The 24,687-nt window shown below is 33.7% G+C and carries 23 protein-coding genes; 6 read left to right on the forward strand and 17 right to left on the reverse strand.

Annotated features, from left to right (window positions below):
• Positions 1-22: 22 nt before the first annotated feature.
• Genes ppnN through BN1226_RS09780 form a run of 3 tightly spaced genes read right to left on the reverse strand, consistent with a single transcriptional unit; the run spans position 23 to position 3,039 of the window.
• Positions 23-1,387, reverse strand: coding sequence for a nucleotide 5'-monophosphate nucleosidase PpnN (ppnN, locus tag BN1226_RS09770; protein WP_044471038.1), 1,365 nt, complete (start codon positions 1,385-1,387; stop codon positions 23-25).
• A 13-nt stretch (positions 1,388-1,400) separates the two neighbouring features.
• Positions 1,401-2,240, reverse strand: coding sequence for an NADPH-dependent 7-cyano-7-deazaguanine reductase QueF (gene queF, locus BN1226_RS09775; RefSeq protein ID WP_044471039.1), 840 nt, complete (start codon positions 2,238-2,240; stop codon positions 1,401-1,403).
• 16 nt (positions 2,241-2,256) lie between these two features.
• On the reverse strand, positions 2,257-3,039 hold the full coding sequence (locus BN1226_RS09780) for a Zn-ribbon-containing protein (protein WP_044471040.1): 783 nt from the start codon (positions 3,037-3,039) through the stop codon (positions 2,257-2,259).
• 76 nt (positions 3,040-3,115) lie between these two features.
• Here BN1226_RS09780 and BN1226_RS09785 point away from each other — a divergent pair, with 76 nt between their 5' ends.
• Genes BN1226_RS09785 through BN1226_RS10645 form a run of 3 tightly spaced genes read left to right on the forward strand, consistent with a single transcriptional unit; the run spans position 3,116 to position 4,360 of the window.
• Entirely contained in the window at positions 3,116-3,436 is a 321-nt protein-coding gene (locus BN1226_RS09785; protein ID WP_044471041.1) for a YqcC family protein, read from the forward strand.
• Between the two features lie 2 nt (positions 3,437-3,438).
• Entirely contained in the window at positions 3,439-4,149 is a 711-nt protein-coding gene (gene truC, locus BN1226_RS09790) for a tRNA pseudouridine(65) synthase TruC (RefSeq protein WP_204204336.1), read from the forward strand.
• A 40-nt stretch (positions 4,150-4,189) separates the two neighbouring features.
• On the forward strand, positions 4,190-4,360 hold the full coding sequence (locus BN1226_RS10645) for a YoaH family protein (RefSeq protein WP_082041929.1): 171 nt from the start codon (positions 4,190-4,192) through the stop codon (positions 4,358-4,360).
• A gap of 33 nt (positions 4,361-4,393) precedes the next feature.
• Here the strand turns inward: BN1226_RS10645 and uspE are convergent, their stop codons facing one another.
• The 9 genes from uspE to mukF form a co-directional block, all read right to left on the reverse strand.
• Positions 4,394-5,326 carry a universal stress protein UspE gene (gene uspE, locus BN1226_RS09795; RefSeq protein WP_044471043.1) on the reverse strand — a complete coding sequence of 311 codons (933 nt, stop codon included), beginning with the start codon at positions 5,324-5,326 and terminating at the stop codon, positions 4,394-4,396.
• Positions 5,327-5,484: 158 nt separating this feature from the next.
• Positions 5,485-6,261 carry an FNR family transcription factor gene (locus tag BN1226_RS09800; protein ID WP_044471044.1) on the reverse strand — a complete coding sequence of 259 codons (777 nt, stop codon included), beginning with the start codon at positions 6,259-6,261 and terminating at the stop codon, positions 5,485-5,487.
• 390 nt (positions 6,262-6,651) lie between these two features.
• Positions 6,652-7,152: a non-heme ferritin gene (ftnA, locus tag BN1226_RS09805; protein ID WP_005759084.1), complete on the reverse strand. Its 501-nt coding sequence runs from the start codon at positions 7,150-7,152 to the stop codon at positions 6,652-6,654.
• 18 nt (positions 7,153-7,170) lie between these two features.
• Positions 7,171-7,665, reverse strand: coding sequence for a non-heme ferritin (gene ftnA / locus BN1226_RS09810; RefSeq protein WP_044471045.1), 495 nt, complete (start codon positions 7,663-7,665; stop codon positions 7,171-7,173).
• 963 nt (positions 7,666-8,628) lie between these two features.
• Positions 8,629-10,053 (reverse strand): exodeoxyribonuclease I, encoded by a 1,425-nt coding sequence (gene sbcB / locus BN1226_RS09815; protein WP_044471046.1) that lies wholly within the window; start codon positions 10,051-10,053, stop codon positions 8,629-8,631.
• A gap of 102 nt (positions 10,054-10,155) precedes the next feature.
• Entirely contained in the window at positions 10,156-11,022 is an 867-nt protein-coding gene (locus BN1226_RS09820; RefSeq protein WP_044471047.1) for an EamA family transporter, read from the reverse strand.
• Between the two features lie 91 nt (positions 11,023-11,113).
• Positions 11,114-15,610: a chromosome partition protein MukB gene (mukB, locus tag BN1226_RS09825; protein ID WP_044471048.1), complete on the reverse strand. Its 4,497-nt coding sequence runs from the start codon at positions 15,608-15,610 to the stop codon at positions 11,114-11,116.
• Positions 15,610-16,338 carry a chromosome partition protein MukE gene (gene mukE / locus BN1226_RS09830; protein ID WP_044471049.1) on the reverse strand — a complete coding sequence of 243 codons (729 nt, stop codon included), beginning with the start codon at positions 16,336-16,338 and terminating at the stop codon, positions 15,610-15,612. The genes mukB and mukE overlap by 1 nt, the downstream gene beginning before the upstream one ends.
• A gap of 103 nt (positions 16,339-16,441) precedes the next feature.
• Complete coding sequence (gene mukF / locus BN1226_RS09835) at positions 16,442-17,779, reverse strand: chromosome partition protein MukF (RefSeq protein ID WP_005758814.1); 1,338 nt, start codon at positions 17,777-17,779, stop codon at positions 16,442-16,444.
• A 195-nt stretch (positions 17,780-17,974) separates the two neighbouring features.
• Between mukF and ttcA the strand changes: the two genes are divergently transcribed.
• A complete protein-coding gene (gene ttcA / locus BN1226_RS09840) occupies positions 17,975-18,910 on the forward strand; it encodes a tRNA 2-thiocytidine(32) synthetase TtcA (protein WP_044471050.1) in 936 nt (311 codons plus the stop codon).
• A gap of 39 nt (positions 18,911-18,949) precedes the next feature.
• Here the strand turns inward: ttcA and BN1226_RS09845 are convergent, their stop codons facing one another.
• The 5 genes from BN1226_RS09845 to BN1226_RS09865 all read right to left on the reverse strand — a co-directional run bounded on the left by BN1226_RS09845 (position 18,950) and on the right by BN1226_RS09865 (position 23,820).
• The gene (locus BN1226_RS09845) at positions 18,950-19,429 is read right to left on the reverse strand and encodes a C40 family peptidase (protein ID WP_005758978.1); all 480 of its coding nucleotides are present in this window, start codon (positions 19,427-19,429) and stop codon (positions 18,950-18,952) included.
• Between the two features lie 74 nt (positions 19,430-19,503).
• Positions 19,504-19,800, reverse strand: coding sequence for an integration host factor subunit alpha (locus tag BN1226_RS09850; RefSeq protein WP_005759135.1), 297 nt, complete (start codon positions 19,798-19,800; stop codon positions 19,504-19,506).
• Positions 19,801-19,804: 4 nt separating this feature from the next.
• On the reverse strand, positions 19,805-22,192 hold the full coding sequence (gene pheT / locus BN1226_RS09855) for a phenylalanine--tRNA ligase subunit beta (protein WP_044471051.1): 2,388 nt from the start codon (positions 22,190-22,192) through the stop codon (positions 19,805-19,807).
• Positions 22,193-22,263: 71 nt separating this feature from the next.
• Positions 22,264-23,253, reverse strand: coding sequence for a phenylalanine--tRNA ligase subunit alpha (gene pheS, locus BN1226_RS09860; RefSeq protein ID WP_044471052.1), 990 nt, complete (start codon positions 23,251-23,253; stop codon positions 22,264-22,266).
• Between the two features lie 225 nt (positions 23,254-23,478).
• On the reverse strand, positions 23,479-23,820 hold the full coding sequence (locus BN1226_RS09865) for a YegP family protein (RefSeq protein WP_044471053.1): 342 nt from the start codon (positions 23,818-23,820) through the stop codon (positions 23,479-23,481).
• Positions 23,821-24,090: 270 nt separating this feature from the next.
• Here BN1226_RS09865 and BN1226_RS09870 point away from each other — a divergent pair, with 270 nt between their 5' ends.
• Positions 24,091-24,393 carry a type II toxin-antitoxin system RelE/ParE family toxin gene (locus tag BN1226_RS09870; protein ID WP_044471054.1) on the forward strand — a complete coding sequence of 101 codons (303 nt, stop codon included), beginning with the start codon at positions 24,091-24,093 and terminating at the stop codon, positions 24,391-24,393.
• Positions 24,377-24,679 (forward strand): HigA family addiction module antitoxin, encoded by a 303-nt coding sequence (locus tag BN1226_RS09875; protein WP_044471055.1) that lies wholly within the window; start codon positions 24,377-24,379, stop codon positions 24,677-24,679. The genes BN1226_RS09870 and BN1226_RS09875 overlap by 17 nt, the downstream gene beginning before the upstream one ends.
• The last annotated feature ends 8 nt before the right edge of the window (positions 24,680-24,687 follow it).

The raw sequence follows: 24,687 nt of genomic DNA on the forward strand, positions 1-24,687 counted from the left end.
TACCGCACTTTATATTGAATCATTATCGGTGAATTTCATAGCAAGGCACATATGCCTCACCTGTCGGTAATTTCATACGATGCTGAAGAATAAAATCTTGCAACAATAGGTCAATATTTTCCATTAATTGATGATTTCCTTTTAATTGAAATTTACCATCAGATTGAATTTTATCTTGGGTTTCAGGTTTAATATTACCAGCAACAATACCTGAAAATGCTCGCCGTAAATTAGCAGCTAAATCAACTGATGGTTGTTCTAAATGTAAATTTAGATTTGCCATATTTTCATGGGTTGGAATGAAAGGATGTTGGAAATTACTATTAATTTTAAGTAACCAGTTAAAACTAAAACTATCAGAATGTTTACAGCGAAAATCTTTAATTTCACCCATCGCAGATTTCATATGACGAGCAACAGCAACAGGATCATCAATAATAATAGAGTAGAGTGATTGTGCTTCTTCACCTAATGTATCATGTACAAAACGATCAATGGTTGCAAAATATTCCGCACTTTCTTTCGGACCAGTCAGAATTAAGGGAAGTGGTTGGGCTTTATTTTCAGGGTTAAGTTTAATTCCTAAAATAAACATAAACTCTTCAAAAGTACCAGGTCCACCAGGAAAAATGATAATGCCATGGCCCATGCGAACAAAAGCTTCCAATCGTTTTTCAATATCAGGCATAATAATCAATTCGTTGACGATCGGATTAGGTGGTTCAGAAGCAATAATAGATGGCTCCGTGACCCCAATAAAACGGCTATTTTTATAGCGTTGATTGGCGTGCCCAATTGCAGCACCTTTCATCGGTGCTTCCATTACACCAGGCCCGCATCCTGTCATAATATTGAGCTCTCGTAATCCTAATTCTAAGCCCACTGCACGACAATAGTGATATTCTGTTTGATTCACAGAATGACCGCCCCAGCAAACCACAATATTAGGATCTTCTCCAATAGTTAACGCTTTTGCATTACGTAAAATAGAAAAAACTTGATTTGTAATCATATCGCTGTGTTGGCTTTCACCTAGACCTAATTTTTGCATAAGGCTATTTACAAATAAAATATCTCGTAACACAGCAAATAGGTTATGTTGAATATTACGAATAATCTTATCATCAACAAAAGCATTATCTGGTGAATTGATTAGTTTTAGGGCAACACCACGTTCTTTTTTCACTAAGCTTATTTCAAAATCAGGGTAATGATTTAATAAAGCACGGCTATCATCTGTAACTGCGCCTGAATTGAGTACTGCTAATGCACTGTTACGAAAAATTTGGTATAGATCACTTCGTGCATTATTGGTTAAGAGTTCTACTTCCATATGCGAAAGCTGATCCATACTTCCACGAGGATTAATATAATGTATTGTTGACATTTTTCCCCCTAAGTTACTGACGGGCTAAGCGTTGGTTATTGGGTACAGATTCAAAATTTGAGCGAAATGGATTAATATCTAACCCACCACGTCTTGTATAACGTGCATACACTGTCAATTTTTCAGGATGCGCAAATTTCATAATATCGCAGAAAATGCGTTCTACGCATTGTTCATGGAATTCATTATGTTGACGGAAAGAAACTAAATAACGGAGTAGTTTCTCACGATCAATTTGGTTACCAATATAATGAATTTGTATTGTTCCCCAATCTGGTTGATTGGTAATTAAACAATTCGATTTTAATAATTGACTCACTAAGGTTTCTTCTACTGAAATATTTTTAGTGCAATTTTCAAGTAGGTTAGCATTGAAATCATAGCTATTAATTTCAATATCTTGCTCATCAATATATTCACCATCAAGGTGCTGGATATGTTGTTTATTGTAATCACTAAGTTTATTTAATTGAACTGTTACTTCCCCTTGTGCACAATCAGTTAAGTCTTTTTGCATGATTGATTGGAGCTGTTCAAAAGATTCAAATTTTGTTTGATTAAAGCTATTTAAGTAGAGTTTAAAACTTTTAGATTCAATCAAATTAATTGAGCGATAGTCAATTTTCACATCAGCAATCGCTACTTGAGGTAACCCTTTAGGATTGAGCCATGAGATTTCATAAGCGGTCCAAATATCGGCACCAATGGTAAAAGGTTGATGTGCTGTAATTCCTAATCCATCACGATTTAGTGCTCTTGGTACAGGTTGCAATAAACTGCGGTCATAATTTGAAAAATATTCAGTTTTTTGGCCTAATTTTAGTTTCTTTAAACTGCTATCTTGATAATCCATTGTTTTTCCTAATTAATTATAAAAAATTCCATGAAATATTGGAGATTAAGCGGCAATGATCACATTTAAAATGGAATTGCTCAAAAAGAGGTTTTTCTAATGCCCAATCATGGTGACAAATAGGGCATTTACGTTGTTGCTCGGATTTTAAGGTTTCACCACCTACACGATATAAATAGTAATAAGTAGGAATACCCGTATGTTTTTCAATTTCTTTGGTTAGATAATAACCATGCTTAAATACATTACTATGGACATCTGAAATTTCATATAAAGATTGTTGCTCTAAGCTTGCACCATTCATTTGTAGCTGATCGCAAGCTTGCCAATTTTCCTGCCATTTAATCACATCCATACTCAAATGAGGGACATCTTTTAGCTGTTTATAAAGTGGAATAGGTGCTAAACCATCACCGCTATGCAATGGTGAGCAGACTTGCAAATAAGTCGTATATAATATTTGCCAATCGGGTTTATTTCCCTCAAAAGTCATATCTGAGTTTAAATCCTCACCGACAATTTGAAAATTATCAAAAATTAGACCGCGGTTTTCCGCTTGCTCCATACAACGATTAACTTCGCAATTATTATATTCAGGTAGCAAGCTTTGTTGTTCAGGACAAATGACTCTGGTAGCTAATCCTGTTTCATCTTCTTGATTAGCGAGGAATACTGGAATTTCACGACCAATAATTTGTCCGTTGTAACGCCATTGGTCAATAATTTGATTGATTAATGATATTTGTATAGATAGATTTTCAGATTGTGTGTTTCTGAAAAAAACTTCAATAAGATACATTTTATTTATTTTTAGTAATTAATCGCTTTTTTGTATAAAATAAACATCATAACCTATAACTAATTAGAGGTCTATTTTGACAGTTCATATTCAAGCGAAAAAACATCTACAACAACTTCAATTTGCATTGCAAACATTGGATTTATGGCAAGTAACTCCTCCAGATGAAAAAGCATTTATGAGTACTCAACCATTTGCTATTGATACCATGACTGCAAATGAATGGTTACAGTGGATTTTTATTCCAAGAATGTATGCTTTAATTGAAAATCAGACAGAATTACCAAGCCAAATATCTATTTCCCCTTATGTGGAAGAAGCTCTAAAAGAAACAGATAATTTAAGTTTGCTTTTAAGTCCGTTGATTGAAATGGAACAATTATTACAAAATCAATAATGATGTTAGAAATTTTATATCAAGATGATGTGATTGTCGCAGTGAATAAACCTGCGGGCATGTTAGTTCACCGTAGTTGGTTAGATAAACATGAAACGCAATTTGTAATGCAAACTTTGCGAGATCAAATCGGTAAATTAGTGTATCCCATTCATCGCTTAGATCGCCCTACATCGGGGGTTTTACTATTTGCTTTAAGTAGTGAAATTGCCAATTCCTTATGTTTACAATTTGAAAATAAGCAAGTAGAAAAAAGTTATTTAGCGGTGGTGAGAGGGTATTTAACTGGTGTAGAACAAATTAACTATCCATTGAAAATTCAGTTGGATAAAATTGCTGATAAATTTGCTCAAGAAGATAAAGAGCCACAAGAAGCTATAACTGATTATGCAAGCTTAAAAACCGTTGAAATGCCTTATTCAGTAGGACGATATCCAACTTCACGTTATTCTTTAGTACGGCTAATCCCTCATACAGGAAGAAAACATCAGTTACGTCGTCACATGAAACATATTTTTCATCCTATTTTAGGAGATACACAATATGGCGATTTACATCAAAATAGGGCATTAAGTGAACATATTGGCGTTAAACGTTTAATGTTACATGCAGAAACCTTAAAATTTATACATCCGAAAACACAGCAATCTATCTGTGTGAAAGCTGACTTAGATGAACAATGGATTAAGTTATTCGAGCAATTCGGTTGGTAAAAGTGCGGTTAAAAAATCAAAAATTTTAAAAGGATAGATAATGGAAATTGAGAATTCATTACTGAGTTTAACTCATGAACAACAGCAACAAGCAGTAGAAAAAATCCAAACGCTGATGCAACAAGGTATGAGCAGTGGAGAAGCAATTACTACGGTAGCAAGAGAATTAAGACAAGCTCATGCAGAACAAACAAAAAGTGCGGAAAAATAACCGCACTTTTTTCGTTAACGAGAATATTAGAAATTATTCATTCTCTTTATTCGGTTTGATAGCTAATAAATTACATTTTAATTTACTAATAACATGTTCAGCAGTATTTCCAAGCAAGGCTGCTGACAATCCTGTACGACCTACAGTGCCTAAAACTACTAATTCTGCACCAATTTTATCTGCAACCTCTGGGATCACTTCTTCTGGAAAGCCTTCTAATACATGCGTATGATCTTCATCAATACCATATTGTTGTCGCAATGCTTTCATATTGATAAGATGTTGCCCACGAATACTATTTGTGTACTCATTCGAATGAAATTCTGGTAAATCAATGGCCATATTAATTGGTGTCGGAGGATATGCACTGACTAAATGAATATTACCACGCTCTAAATTATCAGCTAAGTCGATACTTAGAGAGACGAGTTGTTGATTGAAATCATCGTGATACTCTTCATCTCCAGATACATTCACCGCAACCAAAATGCGACGTTGATGTTTCCAATCGCCATCACGTACCATTAAAATAGGTGTAGAGCATTTGCGTAACAATTGCCAATCAATAGGTGTAAATAGAATAGAGGCTAAACTTGCTTCTTCTTTAGTATATTTAACGACTAAATCGTAAGTGTTTTCTTCTAATTCTTGTACTAATGCCTCGGCTTCATTGCTATTCCAAACAACTTTAGGTTGAAATTCAATCATTGGATCTGCATATTTATTAATATATGGAAGCACATCTTGCTGCAAACGTTGAGTAATCACGCCTTTATGCATTTCTTCACGTTCCTCTGAGGACAGCAAAGCAGACATTTCGTAAGATAAATCATAAACAGGTAAGAAGACTGTAATTTTTACGGGGTTCTCACTATGTTGTTCTTTTACTAAACGCACAGCACGAGCAAGTGCATATTGTTTTTCATTTTCTGGATTTAGAATAACGAGTACATTATTGAACTTCATAATTATCTCCATTGTTTTCTGATTTCTTCTATAAGAATAGTTCAGTTTCTCACCAATAACAAGCAGTTGATTTTAAAAATATGAGTAAAACAACTTTGTAAAGGTGATTGCAAAAAATAAAAATCCAGTTCAGATTTGGTCTAAACTGGATTTCAAAATTAACTAGTTAATTTAATTTTTGTTCTATTTGTGCCTGATAATTCAATAAGTTGAGTCATATCATTAATAGTTATATATTTACCTTGCACAGAAACGATACCAAGTTTTTGAAAACGCCCTAATAATCGACTGATAGTTTCAACGGTCAAACCTAAATAGTTACCAATATCGCTACGAGTCATCGTTAAACGGAATTCTCTCGCTGAAAAACCTCTGGCAGCATAACGTTTAGAAAGATTATAAATAAAAGCAGCTAAGCGTTCTTCCGCATTCATCTTAGAAAGTAATAAAATCATTTCTTGATCAGATTTAATTTCACTACTCATCAAACGCATCATTTGCTGACGAAGCTTTGGCATTTTACCTGTTAAATCTTCTAAGATATCAAAGGGGATTTCACATACCATAGCCGTTTCAAGTGCTTGTGCAAAACTCGGATGACTCATACTGGTAATAGCATCAAACCCCACCAAATCACCAGGTAAATGGAATGAAGTAATTTGTTCTTCTCCCGTTTCGCTAATCGTATAAGTTTTAATCGTACCAGAACGAATTGCATAAAGAGAAGTAAGTTCATCACCAGCTTTAAATAATATTTGAGATTTTTGAATTGGCTTCTTACGTTCGATAATATTATCGAGCTGATCTAATTCATGCTCATTTAATGTGAAAGGAATACAAAGTTGACTAATACTACAATCTTGGCAGTGAATAGCACAGCCACCAGATTGAATGCGACGACCAGCCTTTGAAGCTTCTGCGGATAAAAGTTTCATGTGTTTCTCGATAAATATCTATATAATATATACAATCATGTAAAATTGATCTAACTCAATAAATGATACCATTATTTATTCAAATTAAGAATACTTAAAGTAAAGGACATTTAATGCCAGCTGAAAAACTTACTCGAAAACGCCTCATACAGATACTTATTATGTTATGTATCTTAATTGTCGCTTTTACATATAAGACTTGTACATATTCCAAAAATGATTCTAATGTCCAGATTATTCAGAAGTAGAATAGCGCTACAAAATACCACATTTATGAGGGTAGTACTAGTTTATTTTGACAATAAAAAACCGACAAAATTTATACTTTAATTCTTTACGAGTTACTTCAACTTTTAGAGTACAAATTTGCTGTCGGTTTTTCGTTTAGATTTATTTAGTTGCAGTGGCTAATTTTGCTAATTCCTGATCAATAAAGAATAAAGAACGACCTTCTTCACCAAGAATTTTAAATTTATCAAGAATGCTATTAAATAATTTTTCTTCCTCATGTTGTTCTGCTACATACCATTGTAAGAAATTGAAAGCAGAGTAATCTTTTTCTTCAAATGTTGCAGAAACTAATTCATTAATTTTACTTGTAATAAATAACTCATGTTGATAAGTTGCTTCCATTACTGCTTTTAATGATGTAAATTCATGGGGAGGCGCATCAATTGTATCAATAATAGCTAAGGCACCTGTTTCATTTAAGTAAGTGAATAATTTACGCATATGTTCCATCTCTTCAGCTGCATGATCTGATAAAAAAGCAGCAGCACCCACATAACCTTTTTGATCACACCAAGCACTCATTTGTAAATAAAGATTAGAAGAGTAGAATTCTAAATTCATTTGATCATTTAATAATTTAACTACATTTGCAGATAACATTTTTATTCCTCCTGCTATTTATTCTAAATCTAAATTAGCCAATTCTTTATCAATTAAATAAAGTGACCGACCTTCTTCACCAAGAATATTAAATTTATCAATTATGCCATTGAATAATTTTTCTTCTTCATGTTGCTCTGCTACATACCACTGTAAAAAGTTGAATGTAGAGTAGTCCTTATGTTCAGAAGTCACTTCGACTAATTCATTGATTTTTGAAGTCACTAACTTTTCATGTTTTAATGTAATTTCAAATATTTCACGTAAAGAATTAAATTCATGCTTAGGTGCTTCAATTTTACCTAATAAAGGTAGCCCACCAGTCTCACTCACATATGTGAATAATTTCTGCATATGTGCCATTTCTTCATCTGCATGACGTAATAAAAATGCTGCAGAACCTTCATAACCATGTTTTGAACACCATGCACTCATTTGTAAGTAGATGTTTGATGAATAAAATTCTAAATTAATTTGTTCATTTAACTTATCAGTAATAGCTTTTTTTAACATAGATATTTCCTTTTTAAAATGGATTAAAAATTAACCATAAATTTAAAATACATTCTATACATTTTTTTTATACTTGCAATTAATATTTTAACTTAAGTTATTAATTTTTATGATATTTTTAATGACAATCATTATTATTAAAAATATCCATAAGAATGATTATCAGCACTATAATTGATTGATAAGTAGTCGCATTTATAATGAGTCGATTTTTTAATTATGTGACGTTGTCATTTGTATTTTATAGTATATGAATAAAAAATATAATGAATAGGGAAGATAAAATAAAACAATATAGTGTAAATAGAGATGCTTTTATTGGTTATTTGCAAATTCAGAATCCATAAGAATATGGATGTATTAGTCATTATAATAGGCCAATATTTTTTTAAATCTAATTCCCAATAGGCTTCATACAGTTTTATTTTTTACGTAGCGTTATCACAATTAACCAATAACCATATCAAAAAGTACAACATTAAGTCATAAAATCTCATTCAATAAATTTCCATCCTTTAAAAAACAATCCTTGAAAATTTAGATCATTATTATTTACAGAGTAGTGTGAAGATTAGAGCGTTTGTTTGTGACATTATAATTTATTTATTTAACATAATATACATTATGCGAAGTTAGTTACAAAGTTAGGAAATACTACGTAATAAATAAATCACATAGTTATACACAGCATTAAAATACTATTTATTCAATACATGACTGGCTATTTGAATGTTTTAGTATCTATTTAAAATGCTTTTTCAACAGGCAAAAATTATTTGTAAAGAAATTTTCAAGATGTTCTAGTGATTATTTTGTACTGATTTATAAATAAAAAATAAGCCTCAAACTATTTTAGTTGAGGCTTTTTACATTATTATTTGATAACGCTACGCAAAATCTGAGATTTAAAACCTATAATTATCAGTAAAATGAATTTAAATGATTCTATATTTATCTCGTGATTTAGCTTAGCAGTTTCATTCCATATTCATATATGTTTTGTAGCAATGCTAATTTTTGAGGATTTTCGGAATATTCTTCAGCTAATCTTTGCAAGCTTTCAGTGAATTGCGTGGCTGACTTTTCTAATTTACGTTGACGATATTTTTGCCATTTTATTTGTTCGGCACGAGTTAATGTTTTATAAAAATGACGTGCTCTATAATGGAATAACAATTCTGCAATTCTTTTATCCTCAAATGATAATCCTGAATCGGCTAATTTTTCAGATGGGAGATCTCGCAATATTGCCATATTGTTTTTATCAGCGGTATTGAAAAAACCATTATATAATTCTGTTTCTACATTGTCTGATATTTCAAATTGACGTTCTTCAGTAAAGATTTCTAGCACTTTTTCGCGTATATCTAGTGAATTGCGTAATTTTGTAAGGTTTTCTAGACAATATGCTCGGTCAATACCTAAGCGTTGTGCATTTTCAGGTAATAAAGTTTTGGCAGGTGCAACGATGGGACATTTATTGATATGAATAAGTTTTAATGGAACTGGTAATACCCCATTTTCTTCCAATTCAGCTTTCTTTGTATATAAATTTTTCTGTAATTCTACCGCACTTTTACTAAGTAAATCATCAATATTAGCTGATAAATCACAGGCTATAACCGCATTTTGGTTAGTTGGATGCCATGCAATAGGTGCCATCCAAGCTGTATTTCCTCGATAGTTGCCAAGCATTCCAGATACATGAACAATAGGAGTCATCTCCCCTGTATTAATAAGCTTCTCTACTTCTTTTTTACCTCTGTTTTCAAAGAAAAATTGAAATAATTTAGGTTGTTTTTGCTTAATCAATTTTGCCATTGCTATTGTGGCATATACATCAGCCATTGCATCATGAGCATTTTCATGGGCAATATCATTTTCTTTGGTTAGGTTTTCTAATCTAAAATTTGGAATTCCCTCTTCATCTACGGGCCAATTAATGCCCTCTGGGCGTAATGCATAAGTGGCTCTCACTAGATCTAATAAATCCCAGCGAGAATTGCCATTTTTCCAACTATATTCATATGGATCAATAAAGTTACGATAAAAGGTATACCTAGTCATTTCATCATCGTAACGAATATTGTTATATCCCATGATGCAAGTATTAGGCTTGCTAAATTCAGCAAGAATTTTAGCCGCAAATTCAGGTTCACTAATCCCCTTTTCGTTACATTCTTGAGGTGTAATACCCGTCACCATAACGGCTTCAGGAGATGGTAGGTAATCATTAGTTTGTTTACAATAAAACATGACAGGGTCACTAATTATGTTAAAATCAGCATCTGTTCTGATACCTGCAAATTGAGCAGGACGATCTGAAGCTGGATTTACGCCAAAACTTTCATAATCATAAATAAAAAAGCTAAAGTCATTATTTGCCATAATTTTGCCTTTCTGTATCTGTATTGACTCCGTAAGTAATTTGTTGATTTAATTATATAAAAAAGGTGGACATTTGCCCACCTTTGCTTTTATATTTATTCATTAACTAAATAATTTTTCTGCATAAAGTAAGATAATTGCGCCCAATCCTAACAATATCCCTACCCCATTAATTTTACTGATTTTCTCTTTAAATATTAAAGCGCCAGTTAATGCACCTAAGCAAATAACACCTAAATCCATACCTGCAAAAACAATGGTAGGTGCATCACTAAAATATTGATGTGCTTTGATATAAAACAGAATGTTAAAGAAGTTTAAGCAACCTAATATTATTCCACCGATGAAACTTGGTACTGTCCATTTAGTTCGTTTTATCATGAGATAAACAAACATAATTACACAAGCTAACACAAAGGAAATAAACAATGTTGTTGGGAATGCACCGCCCATTTTTGCAATCATTTTAAATAAAATTCCGCTAGTGCCATAACCTACCCAAACTAGCAATAAAAACAGTATTCCTTTTCCTGAATTTTCAATATTATTAGGTTTCGATAACAGGCAGAATAATGCAATGAATGCGACAATAACCCCGATAATTCTTAACTGACTTAAATTTTCATTAAATAAAAATACAGCAGCGACAATTTGCAGAAATAACGCTAAGCGCTGCGCAGCATCTGCTCGAACAATGCCCGCATATTCTACGGCTTTAGACATAAAAATAAAAACAGTTGGCAATAAAATACCTAAAGTTAAAAATATAGGTTTAGCTTCACTTTCTACAAAAAACTCCGTAAAACCAAGTTCTTTAAAGTCAGGTTTTAGCAAAAAATAACAAAGGCTAATCGCAGCTATATAGTTAAAAGCGATAGCTTGCTCAATGACAATATTTTTTTTACGAGCAACTTTTAATAAAATGGATACAGAGACACTACAAAGAATAGCAAAAATAAGATTATGCATAAGCTTCCTTTTATGTTTTCTTAGTTGAGAATAATAAAAGTGCGGTCAAAAATTCCCATTTTTTAACCGCACTTTGTAACATGATAGAGAACTACTCTGTTGCACCAAATCCACGCAAACCAACAACATGAACATGCTCTTGGTTACCAGAGATTTTACGCACTAGTTTATAAGTTGTACCTTTTTCAGGACTGATATTTTCAGGAGCTGCAATAATTAATTGCATGTCTAAACGACCACATAATTCAAATAGGGTTGAAATAGATTTACCATCTAAACGAGCAGCCTCATCTAAGAATAACAAACGACAAGGCACAATATCTTTAGCACGAATACGACGGCTTTCTTCTTCCCAACTTTGTACAACCATTAATAAGATTGACATCCCTGTACCAATCGCTTCACCAGTTGATAATGCACCACTTTCAGCACGTAACCAACCATCAGCGCCACGATATACCTCTACTTCAAGCTCTAGGTAATTACGATAATCTAATAATTCTTCACCAATTGTTTGTGCTGTACGTTGCCCCATATCAATATGTGGATTTAAACGTTGGTAGAGTTTTGCAATAGCTTCAGAGAAGGTCATGCGATTATCGCTGAATAAATCTTGATATTCTTCCTGATTACCAGATAATGCATCTAATAACATGGCATGAGTATCACGAATATTTACCATTAATCGTACAGATTTAACTTGACCAAATGAAATATTTTGGAGGCCTTGATTCAACATACGAATACGATTTTGTTCACGTTGAATTGTCTTACGCATAATATTAGCAACACTTTCGGAACTAATTGCCAATTTTTGTTCACGATTAGTTAACTCATCAGTTAAGCGAGAAAGCTCAATTTCCATTTGTTCAATTGCATCAATTGGATCATCTGTTTTAATGATGTCTTGACGAATACGCTCACGTAAATGTTGATAAACGGCAATAAAGAATCGGACTTTATTTTCTGGTTTACGGCTATCTTCTGAAACACGCAAGGTATCACGTAAATATTCATTATCAGCCACAGCTGTTCTTAATGAACCTAAAGCTTTATCTGACATTGAACGTAATTCATCTGCAGATAAATAAGCAAATTCACGACGATTTAAGCGTTTTTCTACATCGCTATTACGAGATAAACGTAATACCACACACCAACTTACTTTGGCAGCAACGACTAATTGGCGTTGAGTTTTATAATCTCGTTCTGCTTTACGAATACGACGAGATAAGTTTTCTGCCTCACTTTCAATTAAAGTTAATTGTTTTTCAATATAGCTACGACGTTGGCGAGCAATTGATAATTGTTGATATAATTGCTCCTTACGATTACGAGCTCGCTCTTCTGAACCTTCATCAGCTCTTACACCTAAGTCTACAACTTCTTGCGTTAACTCTTTAAGCATCTGATTTTTAGTTTCAAACGAGCTTTGTAATTGAATATAAAGTTGATTAAATTGTGCAAATTGCGCTTGTTTTTGACGTAATTGCTCACGTTGTTGTTCGCGTTGCGCTTGTAACTGTTCTAAACGTGCACGTAATTGTTCATTTAAATCATTAGTTTCTACTTGAACCGCATTTTCATAATTAAAATGTGTTTTACGATGAACAACATCTGCTAAAGCAAACATTTTTTGTTGTGCCTGTTTTTGTGATGTTATAGCTTGATATAAATCGTCTTTTAATCGGTTATAATTTTCTGGATCACTTTGTAATGTATTAGCAATAGGCTCTAATTGCGATAACATAGTGCCATTTTGACGAATAAATTGTTCATCCTGCTCTGCAACATCCAATTGTTCACGACATTCTTGGATACGATCTAATAGACTATCATCTGCTAATAAAGCTAATTGCGGAATCAATTTATTCAATAATTGCATTCTCTCTTTTGCTTTATCTAAGCGAATGCGAATCTGTTGTTCCCCTGTGCTGAAGTTTGTTAATTGACGGTCAATATCATTACGTTCTTGATTAATCTCACGCATAACCTCTTCAGGATTGGTTTGGAATGCTAATGCTAGATGTAAACCAACAAATTGACTAAATTGTTGATGTAATCGTTGGCATTTTTGTACATCAAAAGCACGTTGTGCATAATCTTCAACCACTTCATCACGTTGTGTTTCTAGTTCTTCTAAATGTTTTTCACGTGCTGCACGACCAAATAATGGCACTTCAGGGAATTTAGAAAAACGTAGTTCACGCTCAGATACTTGAACGACTACACCATGCTCAAGTTCTTGAGCTGAAAATACATTATCATCAAATGCAGAGGGATCTCCTTCAATTAAATATAAATCATCAGGGCAATCATCTAATTGTGTTAATTGTTCTTTGACTACAGATAAATCACGAACAACAATAGCATGACGAGCTGGACCATATAATGCTGAGAAATATGGAGCATCTTCAATTGCAACATCATCATAAAGTTCTGATAATAATACACCGCCAAAACGTTCAGCTAATACATTTAAACGAGCATCTTCAGAACCATCTGGTTGGCTCAAACGAGAAATTTGTTCATCTAGTTGTTGACGTCTTTGTTCTAACTGATCACGTTGCATAGTCAATTCACGTTCTTTCTCTAGTTGAGATTGCATGAATTGCATAACATCTTGGCTATTCTCAAATTGTTCACCACTTTGATCTTGTAAACGTTCTAAAGCGGCTTGAGCTGTTAACCAAGCTGGTGCTTTATCAGCATTTTCATTATAAAGTGCGGTCAATTGTTCACGTTTTTGACGTAAGGTTGAGCGTGTTTCAACTTGTTCTGATAATTCAACGGTTAGATCTTCAACAAGAACCTCTTGCTCTGCATGAAATTCTTCTAGCGCTTCTGCAGAGGTTAAATTTAATTCTGCACGTTGATTAAACTCTTTTAATAAGCGTTCTGCATTTTGTTGTTGAGCATAACGTTGTTCTAATTCATATAATTTTGCACGTAATTGAGGTGTTTGTTGAGCGTGAATTTTTTGTGTTGGATATTCACGTAATAATTCTTTTGCACTCTCCCAAGCAGCTGAACGTGGTACTTCTCCTGCAATTTTACATACTAATTGATAAGCTTTATCAAATTGGGTTTTGGCGGCTTCAGAAATAGACATTTTATGTTCTAATTCAAGCACTTTATCTGTTAATGTCTCGGTTTGTGCTTTAAATTCATCATGATAAGCATCAATATTTTTCACTGATAGCTCTGCTAAACCACATAAAGCTTTCGCTTTTTCTAAAGCTTGGATAGCTTGTTGATATTGTAAGGCTCGAGTTTGTTGGGCATCTAGTGCTTGTTGATAGTCCGCCAATTGTGAACGAATTTGGTCAACTTCATTTTCTAAATTTTCAAATTGAGCTTGGCTTTCTTCTAGCTGTTCATTCGCATTTTCCACTACGACTTTTTGTTCTTCTAGACGTTCTGTTAATTCAGAAACATCTTCTTGATAACGCTCAATACGCTCTTGATGACGTAATGCATTAAGAACTAAATTTAAGTGGTCTGATGCACTTTGGTGATCGACTTCTAATGTTTTTTCATTTTCACTTAATTCAGCAGCTTCACGACTTAAATCTATTAATTTATGTTGTGATAAATCTTGTTCAGATTTTGCAGAATACCATTCTTTACGGAAATTTAAGGCAGACTCAATATTACCCTGTCTTTCATTAGCATTACGCATATAATCTGAAGCAACATAATTAGTTGTCTCAGTGATTAAATGTTTGAATAAATCACGATCAGATTGTGTCATTTTAATGGCTTCAAGAGTCATGCGGTTTTCACGTAAAGCACTTTCCATGTCTTGGAAAGCCTTACGTACGCCTAAGTTTTCAGGCAATAAATATTCACGTAATGACTTAGTAATTGCACTTGAAATACCACCATATAATGAGGCTTCAATTAATTTATAGAATTTGCTTCGATCTGATGATGAACGTAGACGTCTAGGGATAATTCCCAATTCAAACATCATGCTGTGATAATCAGCAACAGAATGATATTGTTTAAATTGTGCCCCTATTTCATCCATTTTATCTTTTAGCTCAGTTAAATTCAGTACACGAGCTTGGCGTTCACCTAAAGCTTCGGTCAAAATATTCGTTGGATGAAATGACAGTTCTAATCCTTGAATAGAGAAAGTTTTGATATCAACTTTTTTATCACGGCCAGCAATTTGTTGTAGACGCACACCGACTAACACTCGTTGATGGCGAGAATTTACTGTATCAAGTACAGCATAACAAACCCCTGGACGTAATTTACCATGTAAACCACGATCACGAGAACCACTCGTGGCTCCTGCTTCTGTGGTATTACGAAAATGTAATAATGTTAAGTCAGGAATTAATGCAGTAACAAAACCAGCCATCGTGGTTGATTTACCAGCACCATTACCACCAGATAAAGTTGTCACTAATTCATCTAAATCAAACGTACGTGCGAAAAAACCATTCCAGTTAATTAAAGTTAATGAACGGAACTTGCCACGTTCGACAGTTGATTGAGCTAATACCGTAGTGGGAGCTGAAGTTTCTTCGATTTTTTCTTCCAGAAATTCATTTTCTAGTTCTAATTCTTCGGACATTATTCTTCGTCTCCTAACTCATCATTTAATTCATCTTCAAAATTTTCGTCAGATTTAACCGCACTTTGTTCTGTTTGTTGTAATGATTCTGGTGTTGCTGCTTCTCCATCACGAATTAAACGTAATTGTGCTTCACGAGCATCATCTCCTGCACGAACCTCAGCACCAAAACGAAATACTGATTCAGAAATAGTGAACTTGCCACTATTTTGTTCACCAACAGTATAAATCATACCTAAACGACGTAAACGGCTAATTGCGGCTCTTACTTTCTCTGCCAGTTTTTGCTTATCTAAATCAGAACCACTGGAACGTTGATTGACAGCTTTGAGTAATTTACTTTCATCTGCAAGATTTAATAATTCATCATAAACTTCTTGTACCGTGAAAATACCTTGCTGTGCTAAACGTTCTGGGCTTAGATATAAATAACACAACACTTTACCTACTAGCATTTCAAGTTCACTCAGTACTGAACGTGAAATCAATGTAGTTGCTTTAGGACGTAAATAGAAAAAACCTTCTGGGGCACGAATAAGTTCTACATTATAACGACGATAAAAACTATCTAATTCATTTTGAAAATCAGCTAAAAATGAATAATTATCTAAATGTTCTTGGCTAATATGTCTGCCTGAGCGTAATTGACTATCCACATCAGGGAATAATGGATTGGCAATTGCAGCTGCGAGCTTAGGTGAAATAAGTTCTTGAAGATTGTCTGTCATTTTTTCTTCTCTGTGTTTAGGTGGTAACACCTGCTAAACTTTATCAATGATGTTTTACACCATCGAATTTATTCTAGAAATTTTGCAAAAATTAACCGCACTTTTAACGGTATTCATCAATAGTATTCGCTTGGACTTCCGCACCACGATGATTAATCTCTTGCCATTCAGGATACTTACCCGATAAATCATCACTTGCCATACCAAGGCGTACGGCTTGGTCAACAATGATTCTTGCTACATCAAATTGACGAGCTAATGGATAACCGGCTAATTGATCATGTAATATTTTGCTTAAATTAATCGGACGATTATGTTCACGATACTCAATGAGTAAGTTTTGCATGTAATCTACTATTTGATCATGTAAATCTGAAAGTTGTTCGAATTCTAATTCTGCTGGTAATTCACCTAAGGCATCTTCTGCACGTAATGCTAATTCTTCATCACGTAAATCCACTAAGCGTTCAGCTTGTGCTATCCATAAATACCAAGGCATATCAAAGTAGTTACGAATTGAATTACGTAGGCGTTGTGAGAATACACGATTTTTATCCATATCAATAGCGGTACGAATAAACTTATGAACATGGCGGTCATAACCAATCCATAAGTCAATAGCTTGTTGTCCCCAGCTAATAATACGATCTAATTTTGCTTGTAAATCAGTAATGAGTTGTTCAATGAAATATAATTCATCATGACCAATTACACAGTCTTGAATACGTAATAATTGCTCTTGTAGCTTATCACCTGCCGCATTTAATGTATCTTGCAACTCACGTAGATTACCTGAGGTTTCATCTAATAAACGTTCACAACTAGCAATAGCCGCTTGCCAGTCTTTGGTTAATAGTTCAGCAATTTCATCTTTGATGTTTTGTTGATTTTCATCCATTACACGTTGTGATAAATCGATACTATCGAAAATTTCTGCAACAGAATATTTAAGGGGCGCAAAAACATTACGACGCCAATAGAACTCATCACTATTTGATTCTACTCCTTCTTCTGCCGCTTCTGATGCACGTTGAATTTCATCAGCTACAATGGCTAATTGCACAGAAAGACGTAAGGCAGAAAATTCACGTTGACGGATATAATAATCAGATACACCAACACCTAATGGAGTTAAGCGGTAAATTGATAATCCTTCGGTAAATTCGCTACTAAAACGATTAAGAAAACGTTGTTTCACCAATTCATTAATCGCATTGTTTGCACGTGTTGAAATGGTATCCTGAGACTGTTCGAACTCATTCGATACATGACGGAAAATATCTACTAAATCAGATTCAATCATTTCGCCATCAAAGCGTTCATTATTATAAATAGCAATAGCTAATAGAAACGCTAAGCGATCAGTGGACAAACTTAAAGAAAACTCTCGCTCTTTTGCCCAAGAAACTAATTCAGGAATTGTTTGTGATGTTTCAAGCATTAAGGTTTCTCACAACCAGTTTAAAATACATAAAAATTTTTTAAAGTATACAGTATTTTAACCATTCTTACAGCTTGAAATTATGACAAAAACTGAGTCATTTATCGTAAATAAATAATTTTTATTGGAAAATTCGTTATAAAGCCTTACTATACGCAGGTTTTTTGATATTTAACATGAATTTTAAGATAAAAAATGACTGAATTGACAACTAAACAAGAAAAAAAACAAACTTATAACTTCAATAAATTACAGAAGCGTTTAAGACGCAATGTAGGAAATGCTATCGCTGATTTTGGTATGATTGAAGATGGTGATAAAGTGATGGTATGTTTATCTGGTGGCAAAGACAGCTATACTTTGCTTGATATTTTATTGAATTTACGCCATAACGCCCCTGTTCACTTTGATATTGTGGCAGTAAATTTAGACCAAAAACAACCTGGTTTTCCTGAACATATTCTTCCTCAATATTTAAAAAGTATTGGTGTAGATTACAAAATTGTTGAAGAAAACACATACGGAATTGTTAAAGAAAAAATCCCTGAAGGTAAAACAACTTGCTCACTTTGTTCGCGTTTACGCCGTGGTATTTTATATCGTACAGCAACAGAACTCGGGGCAACTAAAATTGCCTTAGGTCATCACCGTGATGATATGTTGGCAACATTATTTTTAAATATGTTTTATGGCGGTAAATTAAAATCGATGCCACCTAAATTGATCTCAGATGATGGTAAACAAGTGGTGATTCGTCCATTGGCTTATTGCAAAGAAAAAGATATTGAAAAATATGCTATCGCTAAACAATTCCCTATTATTCCTTGTAATTTATGTGGTTCACAGCCCAATTTACAACGTCAAGTGGTTAAGGAAATGTTAAATACTTGGGATAGACAATATCCTGGTCGCCTAGAAACGATGTTTAGTGCGATGCAAAATATTACGTTGTCACATATGTGTGATCCAAAACTCTTTGATTTTAAAGGTATTAAACAGGGACAAGTTTTAGATGGTGTTGAGGGTGATATTGCTTTTGATAAAGAAGAACTGCCAATTTCACCTTTACTTGATGATAATGAAATAGAAATTGAAGAAGAACAACTTATTCAATTTAAAGAGGTCTGTTAATTGACTATAAAATAAAAGCCACATAATTGTGGCTTTATACTAAATTCTTCTAGTTTGCCAGTAGGCATCCTTCCAATAGGGATTATTCATTGAAGAATAAATCACACCACCTTTAGTTGAGGCGTGCAAAAATTTATTATCTTTTACATAAATTCCTACATGGTATCCATTAGGTCCACGTCCAGTTTTAAAGAATACAAGATCACCAGTTTGAATATTATCTAAATCTACTTCTCTACCATATTTAGCTTGTGCTGTGGTTGTTCTGGGTAATGCGATATTAAATCGATCCATGAAAGTAGTTTGCACAAATCCTGAACAATCTACGCCATTTCTTGATGTTCCACCTAAAACATAAGGCGCTCCAGCCCATTCTCTTTGTTGCTCACTTAATAATGTAATTACCATGATAGGATCATTTAATTGTCCTTTATAATTAATAGATGAGAAATTACTTGAACAAGCTGTTAATGTAGCAATAGAAAGTATTAAACAAAATTTTCTAAATGAAAAGCTCATAAAACTCTCCTGTATACAAATAAAGCTATCTATAATCCTCTTATAGATAGCTTTTATATTCATATTAGAAAAAATTAACTTTTCGGTTTGGTTTTTTCTACACGAGTACGTAATTTTTGACCTGGCTTAAATACCACAACACGACGTGCTGAAACAGGAACACTTTCGCCTGTTTTAGGGTTGCGTCCTGGACGAGATGATTTATTTCGTAATTCGAAATTACCAAAGCCAGAGAGCTTTACATCTTGACCTTGCTCTAAGGCAATGCGAATTTCTTCAAAAAAATCCTCTACTAAAGCTTTAGCATCTGATTTATTTAAACCATGTTTTTCAATTAGATTGTCTGCAAGTTCTATTTTAGTTAAAGTCATAAGTTTAATCTCTTAAGTAAGCATTAAAACGTTCTTTTAACTCGGATAATACAACAGAAATTACCGCATTAATATCATCTTCTTCCAAAGTTTTCTCAGTATCTTGAATAGTTAAACTAATTGCAAGGCTTTTATAGCCTTCAGGAACACCTTGACCTTGGTACACATCAAATAAATTAACTTGAATTAATTTATTACCTGCTGCTTCACGACATGCATCAATAATATCGCTTGCAGCTACATTTTCCTCAACAACTAATGCTAAGTCACGTTTATTTGAAGGAAATTTAGAAATTTCTTTTGCACTAGCAACATTGCGTTCAGCAACTTTAGATACCAATAATTCACAAGCAAATGCTTTACCATTGATTCCTAATTTTTGTGCAACTATTGGGTGAATTTGACCGATATAACCAATTTCTTCACCATCTAATACCATTGCAGCTGACTGACCTGGATGAAATGCAGGAAATTCTTTTGCTACAAATTTAACACGACTGCCAGCTTTTGTTAATGCTAAAAGGTTCTCAATGTTACCTTTTAAATCAAAGAAATCGGCTGGTGCTGTTTTAGTTGCCCAATGTTCATTTAAACGGGAACCTGTCATCACGGCTGCAAACATTAATTCTTGACGAATACCGAATTCTGATTTTGCATCAGGAATAAAACGTAACCCAGTTTCAAATAAACGAACACGGTTTTGCTGACGATTTTGATTATATACTACCGCACTTAATAAACCCGTCAATAATGAAACTCGCATTGCTGACATTTCACTTGAAATTGGATTAGGTAAAATCCAAGCTTCTTGGTCTGGATGTAGAATGGATTGTAATTTTGGATCAACAAAGCTATATGTAATTGCTTCATGGAAATCATTATCTACTAATGTTGATTTAATACGTGATAACTCAAGATCAGACTCACGATGTTCACGCATAGTTAAATGTGCTAAAGGTGCATTATTTGGAATGCTGTTATAACCATAAATACGAGCAATTTCTTCAATTAAGTCTTCTTCAATTTCAATATCAAAACGCCAACTTGCCGAAGTGACAGTCCACATATCATTTTCATAATGAACTGGCAAACCTAAGCGATGGAAAATTTCTGTCACTGTTTCAGTTTCAATATGATGCCCTAAAAGTGAATCTAATTTGCTACGGCGTAATATTACTTGATTTAATTTAGGTAAATGTGGTTCACTTACTGCCTCACAAATTTCACCTACTTCACCACCGCAAATTTCAACTAAAAGTGCGGTAGCTCTCTCCATTGCTTTATGTTGTAATGCAAAATCTACACCTCGCTCAAAGCGGTGAGACGCATCTGTATGTAAACCATATTGACGAGCACGGCCTGTAATGGCTAATGGTGCAAAAAATGCCGCTTCTAAAATAACATCTTTTGTTTCTGTGTTAACACCACTTGCTTGACCACCAAAAATACCAGCCATAGCAATTGGACCTTTTTGATCTGCAATAACTAAGGTATTGCTTTGTAATTTAGCCACTGAACCATCTAGTAACACTAATTCTTCATCATCTTTAGCTAAACGAACCTGAATAGGCTGAACCACTTTGTCCGCATCGAAAGCATGCATCGGTTGACCTAATTCAAGCAACACGTAATTGGTAATATCGACGATTGGATCAATAGAACGAATACCACAACGACGTAATTTCTCTTTCATCCATAGCGGTGTTGGTGCTTTTACATTGACATTTTTTACTGAGCGCAACAAATAACGAGGACAAGCATCTGGAGCAACAAGTTCAATAGCCACTTTCTCATTTGTTGTTACTGATACAGTGTCGATTTCAGGCTCAGTTATTGGCAATTGATTTACCACACCAATTTCACGAGCGATACCCGCAATACTTAAACAGTCTGCACGGTTTGGTGTTAAGCTAATTTCAATTTCTTTATCATCTAAACTAAGATATTCACGGAGGTTCATACCGACAGGTGCATCTGTTGGTAGTTCAATAATGCCGCTATGATCTTCTGAAATGCCTAATTCGCTATATGAGCAAAGCATTCCTTCTGAAGGTTGTCCGCGTAATTTAGTTTTCTTAATTTTAAAATTACCAGGTAATACTGCTCCATCAGTTGCACAGGCGACTTTTAGACCTTGGCGACAGTTTGGTGCACCACAAACTATATCTAATAGTCGTTCACTACCAACATTAATTTTTGTTACACGTAATTTATCTGCATCTGGATGTGGAGCACATTCAACCACTTCGCCTACAACAACGCCAGTAAAATCGCCAGCGACAGCTTCCACTCCATCTACTTCTAACCCAAGCATAGTGATTTGCTCACATAATTGCTCTGTATTGACAGCGGGATTTACCCACTCACGAACCCATTGTTCACTGAATTTCATTAATTCTATCCTTTATTTTATATTCTTTTATTCTGCTCAGTTAACGTAAACAATACGCTATTACACATTATTTATCTGAATTGTTTTAAGAATCGTAGGTCATTTTCAAAAAATGAACGTAAATCTGTTACGTTGTAGCGTAACATAGTTAAACGTTCAACTCCCATACCTACCGCAAATCCTGAATATTCATTTGGGTCAATACCTACATTACGTAATACATTAGGATGAACCATTCCGCAACCTAATACTTCTAACCATTTACCATTTTTACCCATAATATCAACTTCAGCAGAAGGCTCTGTAAATGGGAAGTAAGATGGGCGAAAACGTACTTGTAAATCTTCTTCAAAGAATGCACGTAAGAAATCATAAAGCACACCTTTTAATTCGGTGAAATTGACTTTTTTATCCACATACAACAATTCAATTTGATGGAACATCGGCGTATGAGTTTGGTCATAGTCATTACGATAAACTTTACCAGGCACAATAATTCGAATAGGTGGTTTTTGTTTTTCCATAGAACGAATTTGTACGCCAGATGTTTGTGTGCGAAGCAATAATTCAGGATTAAACCAGAATGTATCATGATCAGCACGTGCTGGATGATGTTTAGGAATATTTAATGCATCAAAATTATAGTAATCACTTTCGATTTCAGGGCCAGATTCAACAGAAAAACCTAATTCTGAAAAGAATTTTGTTACCCGCTCAATGGTTAAACTGACAGGATGTAAGCCACCCAATTCAACTTTATGTCCAGGCAAACTTACATCAATACGTTCTTTTTCTAATTGTGCATTTAATGCTGCTTTTTCAAATTCTTCTTTTTTAGCATTTAAAATTTCTAATACTGTTTGTTTAGCTTCATTAATTTTTGCACCTAGTGCTGGACGTTCTTCGGCAGCAACATCTCGCAAGCCTTGCATTAACTGAGTAAAATGCCCTTTTTTTCCAAAATATTCAACACGAAATGCTTCCAGAGCATCTAGCCCTTTATCATGTAACATTTCTAGTGCTGAACGAGCTTGTTCAGTAATTTCTTTTAGGTTTTGCATACCCATCCTCTATCTACTTGTCTAATTTGATAAAATACTCTTTATAATAATACTAACTTATTAAAAAATCACGTTATTATTATGTAAATAGAGAAAATTTTACTGGAAACAACCGCACTTTCTTCTATTGCTAAAAGAATTCAGCCATTCTATAAAGATAAAAAGGCAATCTCTATCGATTGCCCTTATTAAAAATTCTATGTCAAAAACTCGACAATATACTATCTATGCCTGAGTTTTATCTTTAATTACTGTAGTGGCTGCATTATTCATTACTGATTTAATTCCATTTTCAGCAGCTGCCTTAGATGAATAGTATTCACTACGACCAATTTCTTGGTGATTCTGAGCTTTTAAAATAAAATAAGGTTCACCTTTTTTATTTTCTTTTAACTCAAAGTTTTTTTCAGTTACGCCATTTTTTTGTACAGAAGCAATACCATTTTCTACTGCCGCACGAGATTTATAAAGCTCACTAGTTAGAATAACTTGGCTATTTGCCGCTTTTAAATTGAACATAAATTGTCCATCTTTAGCTAATTTTAATTCATACCAACCCAATGCCATTTTCTTTCTCCTATTGAAAAATCAAATAATTAAATATTAATTTGAGAAAAACTCTCAGAAACTAAGCATAATCTCTTATTAAATAAATTCAATATATTTTTTGATCTAATAGATATTTTTGTGTATATATATGCCATAATTTGTGATAGGAATCACAAATTATGGTCTAAACTGAAGCATTTGCATTCAGTTTAATTCAATAAAACACACAGAATAGCCATGAATTCATTCTCGTTGTTTACAATTCCTTTAAAATATGAGGTTTACTTAATGATAATTCATTTTGCGTGTAAGGATACACAGGAGTTATTTCAAGGTGCTCGTATCGTTCGTTTTATATCTTGTGAAAAGCAAGCGATGCGTAAGTTGCAACAACTAAATGCTGCTGCATCAATTAAGTTCTTAAATAAATTACCTAATAATAAACTAGATATTCTCGAAAATGATGAGGATGGGCAATACTCCATCAATATTAATGATGAATGGGTTTTAAATTTTACATGGAAACATAATGCTGCTGTAAATGTAAAATTGTTAGAACGTCATGGAGGTGGGAATGAGCAACGCTTATAATTCACCTGTTCTTTTTGCTCATCCAGGAGAAATTCTTTATGAGGAATGGCTGAAACCTTTAGGCATTACTCAATTTGAATTATCCAAAGCAATTTTACTTTCTCCCAGAAAGATCAGTGAGATATCTACGGGAAAATGTCCTATTACTGCTAATATAGCCTTACGTTTAGGTGCATTTTTTGGTACTGATGCAGAAAGTTGGCTAAATTTGCAAAGCCATTACGATATGCAGAAAACTAAGCAACTCATTGAAGCTGATCTTCAATATATTTTAGACTTTCAGTAGAAATCATG

Source organism: Mannheimia massilioguelmaensis (genome assembly GCF_000940515.1).
In the GTDB taxonomy this organism is placed as follows: domain Bacteria; phylum Pseudomonadota; class Gammaproteobacteria; order Enterobacterales; family Pasteurellaceae; genus Basfia; species Basfia bettyae.

Excerpts from the sequence above, each read along its gene's own strand:
- ppnN (WP_044471038.1), bottom strand. The coding sequence starts at position 1,387 with ATGTCAACAATACATTATATTAATCCTCGTGGAAGTATGGATCAGCTT.
- queF (WP_044471039.1), bottom strand. The coding sequence starts at position 2,240 with ATGGATTATCAAGATAGCAGTTTAAAGAAACTAAAATTAGGCCAAAAA.
- BN1226_RS09780 (WP_044471040.1), bottom strand. The coding sequence starts at position 3,039 with ATGTATCTTATTGAAGTTTTTTTCAGAAACACACAATCTGAAAATCTA.
- truC (WP_204204336.1), top strand. The coding sequence starts at position 3,439 with ATGTTAGAAATTTTATATCAAGATGATGTGATTGTCGCAGTGAATAAA.
- BN1226_RS10645 (WP_082041929.1), top strand. The coding sequence starts at position 4,190 with ATGGAAATTGAGAATTCATTACTGAGTTTAACTCATGAACAACAGCAA.
- uspE (WP_044471043.1), bottom strand. The coding sequence starts at position 5,326 with ATGAAGTTCAATAATGTACTCGTTATTCTAAATCCAGAAAATGAAAAA.
- BN1226_RS09800 (WP_044471044.1), bottom strand. The coding sequence starts at position 6,261 with ATGAAACTTTTATCCGCAGAAGCTTCAAAGGCTGGTCGTCGCATTCAA.
- ftnA (WP_005759084.1), bottom strand. The coding sequence starts at position 7,152 with ATGTTATCTGCAAATGTAGTTAAATTATTAAATGATCAAATGAATTTA.
- ftnA (WP_044471045.1), bottom strand. The coding sequence starts at position 7,665 with ATGTTAAAAAAAGCTATTACTGATAAGTTAAATGAACAAATTAATTTA.
- sbcB (WP_044471046.1), bottom strand. The coding sequence starts at position 10,053 with ATGGCAAATAATGACTTTAGCTTTTTTATTTATGATTATGAAAGTTTT.
- BN1226_RS09820 (WP_044471047.1), bottom strand. The coding sequence starts at position 11,022 with ATGCATAATCTTATTTTTGCTATTCTTTGTAGTGTCTCTGTATCCATT.
- mukB (WP_044471048.1), bottom strand. The coding sequence starts at position 15,610 with ATGTCCGAAGAATTAGAACTAGAAAATGAATTTCTGGAAGAAAAAATC.
- mukE (WP_044471049.1), bottom strand. The coding sequence starts at position 16,338 with ATGACAGACAATCTTCAAGAACTTATTTCACCTAAGCTCGCAGCTGCA.
- mukF (WP_005758814.1), bottom strand. The coding sequence starts at position 17,779 with ATGCTTGAAACATCACAAACAATTCCTGAATTAGTTTCTTGGGCAAAA.
- ttcA (WP_044471050.1), top strand. The coding sequence starts at position 17,975 with ATGACTGAATTGACAACTAAACAAGAAAAAAAACAAACTTATAACTTC.
- BN1226_RS09845 (WP_005758978.1), bottom strand. The coding sequence starts at position 19,429 with ATGAGCTTTTCATTTAGAAAATTTTGTTTAATACTTTCTATTGCTACA.
- BN1226_RS09850 (WP_005759135.1), bottom strand. The coding sequence starts at position 19,800 with ATGACTTTAACTAAAATAGAACTTGCAGACAATCTAATTGAAAAACAT.
- pheT (WP_044471051.1), bottom strand. The coding sequence starts at position 22,192 with ATGAAATTCAGTGAACAATGGGTTCGTGAGTGGGTAAATCCCGCTGTC.
- pheS (WP_044471052.1), bottom strand. The coding sequence starts at position 23,253 with ATGCAAAACCTAAAAGAAATTACTGAACAAGCTCGTTCAGCACTAGAA.
- BN1226_RS09865 (WP_044471053.1), bottom strand. The coding sequence starts at position 23,820 with ATGGCATTGGGTTGGTATGAATTAAAATTAGCTAAAGATGGACAATTT.
- BN1226_RS09870 (WP_044471054.1), top strand. The coding sequence starts at position 24,091 with ATGATAATTCATTTTGCGTGTAAGGATACACAGGAGTTATTTCAAGGT.
- BN1226_RS09875 (WP_044471055.1), top strand. The coding sequence starts at position 24,377 with ATGAGCAACGCTTATAATTCACCTGTTCTTTTTGCTCATCCAGGAGAA.